The following is a 4,050-nucleotide window of genomic DNA, read 5'->3' as shown; positions in this document are numbered from 1 at the left end:
AGATTTTAGGTTCGATCCCCCCTTAGTCCTAGGGTTGATTCATAGTAGGGATGATTCATGAATCAACCCTACCCTTAGTCCCCCCTTGATAAGGGTGGTGTCTGATAATTTTTAACGCCTACCTACTTAGGAGATGGCTTTTATTTATTCTCCCCCCGCAACGCGCACGAAGTGGTCTCCCCATCTCCCCACACCCCACACCCCACACCCCAACCCCACACCCCAATAAAAAATTCTCCCTAAAGGCATTTAAGCAGTCTTTAACCCTTATGTGCTAAAATTTTTGAAGATTTTGCTATTCATTTAGGTTCAATCAGGGATCACAGCCTTTTCAGGGAAATTTTATGACAAGTAACTACGGCGCGGAACAGATACAAGTTCTCGAAGGGTTAGAACCAGTCAGGAAGCGGCCGGGGATGTATATCGGTACGACCGGGCCGCGGGGACTACATCATTTAGTCTATGAAGTGGTGGACAACTCGATCGATGAGGCCTTAGCGGGTTACTGTACTCATATCGAAGTGGATATCAAGGCCGATGGTTCCGTCAGCGTCACTGACGATGGCCGGGGTATTCCCACCGATGTCCACCCCACCACGGGTAAATCTGCCCTAGAAACCGTTCTCACTATACTTCATGCCGGCGGTAAATTTGGCAGTGGTGGTTATAAAGTGTCGGGAGGGTTACACGGAGTCGGGATTTCCGTCGTTAATGCCCTTTCTGCATGGGTCGATGTCACCGTCTGGCGCGATCATAAAGTACATACCCAACGCTACGAAAGAGGTATCCCCGTCACAGAATTGGTCAGTAGTCCTAGTCAAGAGGAAAAAACGGGAACTAGGGTTAATTTCCTGCCAGACACCGAAATTTTTAGCCAAGGCATCGAATTTGATTACAGTACCCTCTCCGGACGTTTACGAGAACTAGCCTACTTAAATGCGGGTGTTAAAATCACCTTTAGCGATTACCGTCCCGAAGAACCCCACATCGAAACCTATTGTTATGAGGGGGGTATTAAAGAATACGTCGCCTATATGTGTCGGGAAAAAGAAACCCTGCACAAAGATATTATCTATGTATCGGGGGAAAAGAACGGAATTAATATCGAAGTGGCGTTTCAGTGGTGTATAGATGCCTATAGCGACAATATTCTCGGTTTTGCTAATAATATCCGCACCATTGACGGGGGAACCCATCTAGAAGGATTAAAGGCAGTTCTGACTCGTACTTTAAATAATGTTGCTCGTAAACGCAATAAAATTAAAGAAAACGAGCCTAATCTAGCGGGGGAAAACGTCCGCGAGGGGTTAACCGCCGTTATTTCCGTAAAAGTCCCCGAACCGGAATTCGAGGGACAAACCAAGACTAAATTGGGTAACACTGAAGTCCGGGGTATTGTTGATTCGCTGGTGGGGGAAACTCTCAACGAATACTTAGAACAAAATCCCCAAGTGGCCGACACGATTATCGAAAAAGCAGTACAAGCGTACAAGGCGGCGGAAGCAGCCCGTCGGGCCCGGGACTTAGTACGACGGAAATCGGTCTTGGAATCCTCACCTTTACCGGGTAAATTGGCTGATTGTAGCGAAAGAGACCCAGAAAGGTCAGAAATTTACATCGTCGAAGGTGACAGCGCTGGCGGTTGTTTTCATGGTGATACAGAAATCGCCCTTGTCGATGGACGCAACCTCAGTTTTAAACAGCTAGTGACCGAACAAGCCCAAGGAAAGGAACATTTTTGTTATACCATTCGTGACAATGGCACGATCGGGGTTGAACGAATTATTAATGCCCGCATCACCAAAAAAGACGCAGAAGTAATTAAAATTACTCTCGATCATGGTGAAGCGATTATTTGTACTCCTGACCATCTTTTCCTGTTAAGAGATGGTAGCTATAAACCTGCTGCGGCTTTAACTCCAGAAGATGCTTTAATGCCTTTGTATCGGAAATTGTCCGATCTTCGTGACCCCGGAATCACCATTAACGGTTATGAAATGGTCTGGAATCCCGCTTCCGATTCTTGGTTGTTCACTCATGCGATCGCTGATTGGTATAATCGTTGGCAGGGAATTAACACAATCAAGAAAACTTACTATCAAAAAACCCTAGCGACCTTAAAACAAATTGAGATCGATCGAGGTTATATTGATTTGGAAGCTTATCAAAAATATCGGCTTCAGACGCGGGATAAATCAATATTGCGATTTGATTCTTTCTGCGATCGCTACTTTGATGGTGATAAAAATAAAGCCTTAGAAGCGGTGGCTAATTACAATCATCGAGTTGTGGCGATCAAGCGATTAGAAACAAGATTCGATGTCTATGATATCGAGGTTCCTCATACCCATAACTTTGCCCTTGCTTCCGGCGTTTTCGTCCATAACAGTGCCAAACAGGGGCGCGATCGTCGTTTTCAAGCGATTCTACCTCTGCGGGGAAAAATCCTCAATATCGAAAAAACCGATGATGCCAAAATCTACAAAAATACGGAAATTCAATCCTTAATTACAGCCCTCGGTTTAGGGATTAAAGGAGAAGATTTCGACCCCTCACAATTGCGCTATCATCGCATTGTTTTAATGACTGACGCTGATGTGGATGGCGCACACATCCGAACTTTGTTGTTAACTTTCTTCTATCGTTATCAGAAGAATTTAATTGACCAAGGTTATGTATATATCGCCTGTCCTCCTCTCTATAAATTGGAACGCGGTAAAAATCATTCCTACTGCTATAGCGATCGAGAATTACAGCAAAAGATAGCGGAATTTCCCTCCAATGCTAACTACACAATCCAACGTTTTAAAGGGTTAGGGGAAATGATGCCCCAACAACTTTGGGATACTACCATGAATCCCGAAACTCGCACTTTAAAACGGGTGGAAATCGAAGACGCAGCCAAAGCTGAGGAATTATTTACCATTCTTATGGGCGATCGAGTTGCCCCCCGGCGAGAATTTATCGAAACCCACGGATCACGTTTAAATCTTACGGATTTGGACATTTAAACGCTAACTTTGGGCTGTGTTAGTCTAGGCTAATACAGCCCCCGATAAAATCCCCAAATCCAGTTACTAATCGGAGGGTTAGGGATTCAAGGAAACTGGGGTGCATTCCACGACTTCATCGAAAAAATCAGCCGGCAGCGGTGGATTATCGGGGTCTTCTAGGGCGTTTTTGGCAATTTCCGCCTCGCTCATCCCTTTAACTTTCTTCCAGTCTGTTTTGTCTTTCAACTTCGCCCACTGTTCGCGGGTGACTCTGGTAATATGTTCTTCGTTCACGGTTGTTAGCCCTCCTAGCACTAATTATTCGACGAACCGAGCCACGCCATGTATAAACCACCACCAAAACGATATTATCGATTGTAGCCACTAGAATCACTCGAATTTCGCCGTAATTCTGACGGTTATCCACGCGCTCGATTATCGGCCCGCTAAAAATCGCTTCCAGGTCGGCGAAATCTATGCCGTGTTTTTCTATATTAGCCTGACGCTTATCGAAAATTTGGGTTAAAACCCCGTCGTTTTACGACGGCTTTTCCTGATCTTTGATATAAGACTTAAGAACTTCCAGTGGCGCACCTCCTACAGAAGAGACGAAATAACTGGGCGACCAAAGAGCGTCTTTCCCGTACGGTTTAGGATAACCAGCTTGTCCATGCCTGCGACTAGAGACTCCCTTTAAAGAATTGACCATCACGGAAATAGATAATTTCGGTGGATATTCAATCAATGCGTGGACATGATCGGACTCCCCGTTAAATTCCAATATCTGAAAATTCATCTTTTCCGCAACTTCCCTAAAAGATTTTTCAACCAAAGTCAGACTTTTACCAGTAAAAACCTTTCTTCTGTATTTTGTCACACAGACCAAGTGTATCTTTAAATCGGAAACAGAGTTTCTTTCTCTTCGCAACTGACTTGACATTATTAACAGACCTAGTTAGAATAGAGTACAGACACACACATCTTAACCCAATGAAAGCGAGGTATCAATACCGTATTTACCCAACAGACCAACAAAAGAGGCTTTTGTCTCAGTTGT

5 protein-coding genes are annotated in these 4,050 nt (G+C 44.6%); 2 read left to right on the top strand and 3 right to left on the bottom strand.

Features of this window, described 5'->3' with window-relative positions; genetic code table 11:
• Positions 1-344 precede the first annotated feature (344 nt).
• Positions 345-3,011 (top strand): DNA topoisomerase (ATP-hydrolyzing) subunit B, encoded by a 2,667-nt coding sequence (gene gyrB, locus PX482_RS24355; protein ID WP_288123144.1) that lies wholly within the window; start codon positions 345-347, stop codon positions 3,009-3,011.
• A gap of 78 nt (positions 3,012-3,089) precedes the next feature.
• Here the strand turns inward: gyrB and PX482_RS24350 are convergent, their stop codons facing one another.
• The 3 genes from PX482_RS24350 to tnpA are packed head-to-tail and all read right to left on the bottom strand — an operon-like array spanning position 3,090 to position 3,933.
• Positions 3,090-3,287, bottom strand: coding sequence for a hypothetical protein (locus PX482_RS24350; RefSeq protein ID WP_002760489.1), 198 nt, complete (start codon positions 3,285-3,287; stop codon positions 3,090-3,092).
• Positions 3,208-3,510: a BrnT family toxin gene (locus tag PX482_RS24345; protein ID WP_071825063.1), complete on the bottom strand. Its 303-nt coding sequence runs from the start codon at positions 3,508-3,510 to the stop codon at positions 3,208-3,210. Before PX482_RS24345 ends, PX482_RS24350 begins: the two co-directional genes overlap by 80 nt.
• A gap of 21 nt (positions 3,511-3,531) precedes the next feature.
• Positions 3,532-3,933, bottom strand: coding sequence for an IS200/IS605 family transposase (tnpA, locus tag PX482_RS24340; protein WP_043999173.1), 402 nt, complete (start codon positions 3,931-3,933; stop codon positions 3,532-3,534).
• A 50-nt stretch (positions 3,934-3,983) separates the two neighbouring features.
• On the opposite strand from tnpA, the gene PX482_RS24335 reads away from it, so the two are divergent.
• Positions 3,984-4,050: helix-turn-helix domain-containing protein (locus tag PX482_RS24335; protein ID WP_288123146.1), on the top strand; the 67-nt coding region annotated here is incomplete at its 3' end.

The organism is Microcystis sp. M53602_WE12, assembly GCF_030065455.1.
Taxonomy (GTDB): domain Bacteria; phylum Cyanobacteriota; class Cyanobacteriia; order Cyanobacteriales; family Microcystaceae; genus Microcystis; species Microcystis aeruginosa.
This window is presented reverse-complemented; position numbering and strand designations above follow the sequence as displayed.